Source organism: Bacteroides sp. 1001302B_160321_D4, assembly GCF_015667765.1.
In the GTDB taxonomy this organism is placed as follows: Bacteria; Bacteroidota; Bacteroidia; order Bacteroidales; family Bacteroidaceae; genus Bacteroides; species Bacteroides xylanisolvens.
On the sequence record NZ_JADPLO010000022.1, the window covers coordinates 75,384 to 81,383 of the forward strand.

The following is a 6,000-nucleotide window of genomic DNA, read 5'->3' on the forward strand; positions in this document are numbered from 1 at the left end:
AAGTTTTTTCATGCAGTAGACTGGCTGCCTGTTTCAGTCTGATGGAACAAATGAAATCATGTGCCGGCTGGTTAGTCGGCACTTTTTATTTATGGCATATATAACAACTCAACGTTGGTTGCCGGCATTTCTATCATCTTTAAATAGATAGAATGAATAACAATAACTACTGTAATCCGTTCTTTCTAAATCCTTCATTTTCCTCCTATTCATCGGCAATCTCAATTTGGATGTAACATTACAACAGGTATTTGTAACATACGTAAACGATGATGTAACAAGCGAGTAATGATTTGAATCAAAAATTCTGGGTCAGCGGAGAGAAACTTCCTAAGTTTGCAAAGTGGAATTCAGAACGGATTGTTTCTCTTTCCGGATTACTATGAAATAAAGACATAAAAGAAAAGATAGATAATGAATAAGTATTGGTTTTATAAGGTTGGGTTAGTAGTTGTGTTCCTTTGCTTCGCTCTGTTGGGTGAAGCAAAGGTTAAACTTCCCGCTCTTGTTTCCGACGGAATGGTGCTTCAACGTGGGGAGCCTGTCAATATTTGGGGAACGGCTGATCCTGATGAAACTGTTAGTATAACTTTTCAAAAAAAGAAATATAAGACCGTTGCCGATGCGCAAGGCAACTGGAAAGTGATCTTGCCTGCCTTGAAAGCTGGTGGTCCTTACACGATGATTATTAATGATATAGAGTTGAAGGATATTCTTGTGGGTGACGTTTGGGTATGTTCCGGTCAGTCGAATATGGAATTACCTGTTTCACGGGTTACAGACCGTTTTCGGGATGAAATATCTGCGGACAATGATTATCCGATGGTACGTTATATAAAAACTCCTCTATTGTATAACTTTCATGCCCCGCAGACAGATATTCCGGGAATCTTCTGGAAGGCTATGACTCCTGAAAATGTGATGTCTTTCTCTGCTTTGGTTTATTTCTTTGCTAAAGATTACTTTCAGAAAACAAAGGTTCCGGTAGGAATCATAAACTCCAGTGTCGGAGGTTCACCGATAGAAGCGTGGATCAGTGAGGAAGGTTTGAAACCTTTTCCTTATTATCTGAACGAAAAACGTATCTACGAATCAGATGACTTGGTAGAATCAATGAAAAAAGAAGAGAGCAAGAAAAGCCGTGCCTGGAATGTAGCACTGTATCAGGGAGATAAAGGAATGCATGAAACCATCCCTTGGTATGCTGCCGGCTATGATGACAGTGATTGGACACCGACTGATTTGTTTGCTTCCGGTTGGGCTACTAACGGATTGAATACAATCAATGGTTCCCATTGGTTCCGTAGAGATTTTCAAGTGTCCGGGCAACAAGCGGGAGAGAAGGCAACTCTTCGCCTGGGATGCATCGTAGATGCAGACTCCGTCTATGTAAATGGTACGTTTGTGGGAACTGTTTCTTATCAATATCCACCACGTATCTATACCATTCCCGCCGGATTGTTGAAAGCTGGAAAAAACACGATAACCATACGTCTTTTCAGTTATGGCGGTTTCCCTCATTTTGTAAAAGAGAAACCCTATAAGATACTTTTCGGAAAAGGCCAGCCGGAAAAAGGAGAATCGGAGATTAGTCTCGAAGGTAATTGGAAATATCGTCTCGGCGCTCCCATGCCTGTTGCTCCGGGACAGACTGCTTTCCATTATAAACCCGTAGGACTTTATAATGCTATGATTGCCCCATTGCTGAATTATACGGTATCTGGTATTATCTGGTATCAGGGTGAATCGAATGTGTCTCGCAGAAATGAGTATAAAGACCTGTTGACGGCGATGATTGCGGATTGGAGACAGCATTGGAACCGACCTGATATGCCTTTCTATGTGATTGAACTGGCGGATTTCCTCTCACCCGAAGATAAAGGAGGGCGTGCTGCTTGGGCAGAATTCCGGAAAGTGCAGGCAGAAGTAGCCAATACAAATAAAAATGTCACTCTAATTAAAAACGGTGATTTAGGAGAATGGAATGATATCCATCCATTGGATAAAAAGACGTTGGGACAGCGTGTTTCCCAAGCAGTCTTTCAACAAAGAGTCAAATAAATTAAAAAAGAGATTAGTACCATGAAAACACAGACTCAAAAAGTGTCGATGGCCGAGAAAATCGGTTATAGCTTGGGTGACGGTTCGGCGAACCTGATTTTCCAGATGATGATGATGTTCCAACTCTTCTTCTATACAGATGTGTTTGGAATCAAAGCAACAGCAGCAGGTATGATATTGCTGGTCGCACGTATTTTCGATGCGTTTGTCGATCCGGTGGTAGGTATCCTGTCCGACAGAACTAATACCCGCTGGGGTAAATATCGTCCCTGGTTGTTGTGGACAGCTATTCCTTTTGCCGTATTCTTCATTCTGGCATTTACGACACCCGATTTGAGTGAGCGTGGGAAGATTATTTATGCAGGTATCACTTATACCTTATTAATGTCTATTTACTCCTTCAATAATACCCCGTATGCCTCTTTGGGCGGTGTGATGACAAGTGACATCAAAGAACGTACCAGTATCTCGTCCGTCCGTTTTGTGACAGCTACAATCGCCACTTTTGTTGTGCAGGGGCTTACTTTGCCGTTAGTCTCCAAGTTCGGGCAAGGAGACGATCAACGTGGATGGTTCCTGACAATTACCCTGTTTGCCATCATCGGAGTTGTTCTTTTAGTAATCACATTCTTCTCTGCTAAAGAGCGTATCACGCCTCCCGTAGGTCAGAAAACTTCCGTGAAACAGGATTTTAAAGATATCGTAAGTAGCCGTCCATGGAAAGCGATGTTTATCCTAACCCTCTTTTTGTTTACGACATTGGCTATGTGGGGCAGCAGTATGTCTTACTACTTTAATTATTTCGTAGATAAAACAGCCCTTTTTGATTTCTTGCAAAATTTTGGATTAGTACGGATAGAAGGAGAAACTTATGGTATGTGGCACACTTTCCTTGATGCTTTCGGACTGATTGCGCAGCCCGATCATAGTAATGTGTTTGCTGTAGGTTTCAGTTTGTTCAATATGATTGGGCAGGTTATCACTTTGGCGGGTGTAATATTGCTTTCCGGATTTCTTTCCAATATCTTTGGCAAGCGGAATGTATTTTTGATCTGCTTGGCACTGACAGCCTTTTTTACAGCCCTGTTTTTTGTGGTAGATTCGACAAGCATAAGTACGATCTTTATTATTAACTGTTTGAAGAGTTTGGCATACGCACCTACTATTCCATTGCTTTGGGCAATGATGGGAGATGTTGCCGATCATTCCGAATGGGTGAACCATCGTCGTGCGACAGGATTTGTATTTGCAGGTGTAGTCTTTGCCTTGAAAGCCGGACTAGGTATAGGGGGAGCTATTTGCGGTGCGATTGTTGATTCGTTCGGTTTTGTATCTAACACAGTACAGACAGAAAATGCTATTTTCGGTATCCGTTTGACATCTAGCGTGATTCCTGCTATCACTTTCTTTGTAGGAGTAATTGCTTTGTTCTTTTATCCTATTTCTAAAAAGTTGAATGAGCATATTCAGGACGATTTGGCAAAACGCCGTCTGGAAAACAATTGATTAATAACTATAACTAATAGATAGACTATATGAAGACTTCGACAAGAACAACCGCAGTTTCTTTGTTGGCTGCTGTAGCCCTGATAACTAGTACTTCGGTAGCTTTTGCACAAGAAACAAAGACTTTGAAAGAAGCTTTGAAGGATAAATTCCTGATAGGAACAGCAGTGAATACACGACAAGCATCCGGTCAGGATAAGGCAGGAGTGCGCGTAATTCAGGAACAATTTAATGCTATTGTAGCAGAGAATTGTATGAAGAGTCAGGAAATGCATCCGAAGGAGAACCGTTATAATTTCACACAGGCAGATGAATTTGTTGCTTTTGGAGAGAAAAATCATTTGGCAATCACAGGACATACGTTGATTTGGCATTCGCAGCTTTCTCCCTGGTTCTGCGTGGATGAGAATGGCAAAAATGTGTCTCCGGAAGTATTGAAGAAACGGATGAAAGATCATATCACCACTATTGTGAAGCGTTACAAAGGCCGTATTAAAGGTTGGGATGTGGTGAATGAAGCGATTGAAGATAATGGTGCATATCGTAAGACTAAGTTTTATGAAATTCTAGGTGAAGAATATATCCCATTGGCTTTTCAATATGCACACGAGGCCGATCCGGATGCAGAGCTTTATTATAACGATTATTCAATGGCTCAACCGGGCAGAAGAGCTGCAGTTGTGAAGATGGTGAAAGACTTGAAGAAACGTGGTATCCGTATTGATGCGGTGGGGATGCAAGGACACATCGGCATGGACTATCCGAAAATCAGCGAGTTTGAAGAAAGTATGCTTGCCTTTGCCGGAGCGGGAGTGAAGGTAATGATAACAGAATTGGATCTGACTGTATTGCCATCACCCGACCCCAAGGTTGGTGCGGAAGTCTCGGCATCTTTTGAATATAAAAAAGAGATGAATCCTTATTCGGACGGATTACCGGAAGAAGTATCAAAAGCATGGACAGAGAGAATGAATGACTTCTTCCGTCTGTTCCTAAAACATCAGGATATCATAACAAGAGTTACTGTTTGGGGAGTAGCCGATCAGGATTCGTGGCGTAACGACTGGCCGATGAGAGGACGTACGGATTATCCATTGCTTTTCGACCGTAATCATCAGCCGAAGCCGGTAGTTGATTTGATTATAAAAGAGGCTATGCAGAAATGATCATTTGGAGTTCACTTCACCACAGAGGACACGGAGGATACAGAGTTCTTCTCTCTCTTTCCGTAAGTAAAACAGAGCGATAAATATACGATTACGTGAGACTCTGTGTTACTCTATAGTGAATAAAAAGATTAAACCTCTGTGTCCTCCGTGTCCTCTGTGGTGAAATAGAAATTCCCATTTATAAAATTAATTTAGAACTGTTGCAATAAGAATAAAACCATGAAAACAGAAAAAAGATATTTAGTTCCCGGTGATTATATGGCTGATCCTGCCGTACATGTGTTTGATGGCAAACTTTACATTTATCCCTCGCATGATTGGGAGAGTGGTATTGCCGAAAATGATAATGGAGATCATTTCAATATGAAAGATTACCATGTGTATTCTATGGATGATGTAATGAATGGAAAGATTACTGACCACGGGGTTGTACTTTCTACAGGAGATATTCCTTGGGCGGGCCGTCAGCTTTGGGACTGTGATGTTGCTTTTAAAGACGGCAAATACTATATGTATTTTCCATTGAAAGACCAAAATGACATATTCCGTATCGGAGTAGCTGTGAGCGATAAACCATACGGACCTTTTGTTCCGGAAGCAAACCCGATGAAAGGAAGTTACAGCATTGATCCGGCTGTTTGGAATGATGGAGATGGTAATTATTATATGTATTTTGGCGGACTGTGGGGTGGACAGCTTCAACGTTACCGGAATAATAAAGCATTGGAATCAGCCATTTTACCCGAAGGAGAGGAAGAGGCCTTACCATCCCGTGTTGTTCGTTTGAGTGATGATATGATGGAGTTTGCGGAAGAACCGCGTCCGTTAGTCATTCTGGATGAAAATGGTAAACCTCTGACAGCAGGAGATACAGAACGTCGTTTCTTCGAAGCTTCCTGGGTACATAAGTATAATGGGAAATATTATTTCTCTTACTCTACAGGCGATACCCATCTACTTTGTTACGCGATAGGTGACAACCCATACGGACCATTTACTTATCAGGGAGTTATCCTGACTCCGGTAGTGGGATGGACTACTCATCATGCTATTGTTGAGTTCAAAGGAAAATGGTATCTGTTCCATCACGATTGCGTACCTTCCGAAGGGAAAACCTGGCTTCGCAGCTTAAAAGTCTGTGAACTGCAATACGATGCTGATGGAAAAATCATCACGATTGAAGGATTGGATGAATAGTCGCTAAATGATTATTTTGCGGAGTGCCCTGAAAGGGCTTAATTATATAGCGTAGGGCAACGCCCTA

At 41.8% G+C, this 6,000-nt stretch carries 4 protein-coding genes; all 4 read left to right on the top strand.

Annotation, left to right across the window (positions count from 1 at the left end; genetic code table 11):
• Nucleotides 1–414 precede the first annotated feature (414 nt).
• The 4 genes from KFO40_RS10845 to KFO40_RS10860 all read left to right on the top strand — a co-directional run bounded on the left by KFO40_RS10845 (nt 415) and on the right by KFO40_RS10860 (nt 5,933).
• Nucleotides 415–2,061: a sialate O-acetylesterase gene (locus KFO40_RS10845; protein WP_211146348.1), complete on the top strand. Its 1,647-nt coding sequence runs from the start codon at nt 415–417 to the stop codon at nt 2,059–2,061.
• Between the two features lie 21 nt (nt 2,062–2,082).
• A complete protein-coding gene (locus KFO40_RS10850; RefSeq protein ID WP_055236097.1) occupies nt 2,083–3,567 on the top strand; it encodes an MFS transporter in 1,485 nt (494 codons plus the stop codon).
• A 29-nt stretch (nt 3,568–3,596) separates the two neighbouring features.
• Nucleotides 3,597–4,733 carry an endo-1,4-beta-xylanase gene (locus KFO40_RS10855; RefSeq protein ID WP_117809710.1) on the top strand — a complete coding sequence of 379 codons (1,137 nt, stop codon included), beginning with the start codon at nt 3,597–3,599 and terminating at the stop codon, nt 4,731–4,733.
• A 222-nt stretch (nt 4,734–4,955) separates the two neighbouring features.
• Nucleotides 4,956–5,933, top strand: a complete 978-nt coding sequence (locus tag KFO40_RS10860; protein WP_087322439.1) for a glycoside hydrolase family 43 protein — start codon at nt 4,956–4,958, stop codon at nt 5,931–5,933.
• The last annotated feature ends 67 nt before the right edge of the window (nt 5,934–6,000 follow it).

What these genes read in the sequence shown, in the direction of transcription:
- KFO40_RS10845 (WP_211146348.1), top strand. Translation starts at nt 415, where the DNA reads ATGAATAAGTATTGGTTTTATAAGGTTGGGTTAGTAGTTGTGTTCCTT.
- KFO40_RS10850 (WP_055236097.1), top strand. Translation starts at nt 2,083, where the DNA reads ATGAAAACACAGACTCAAAAAGTGTCGATGGCCGAGAAAATCGGTTAT.
- KFO40_RS10855 (WP_117809710.1), top strand. Translation starts at nt 3,597, where the DNA reads ATGAAGACTTCGACAAGAACAACCGCAGTTTCTTTGTTGGCTGCTGTA.
- KFO40_RS10860 (WP_087322439.1), top strand. Translation starts at nt 4,956, where the DNA reads ATGAAAACAGAAAAAAGATATTTAGTTCCCGGTGATTATATGGCTGAT.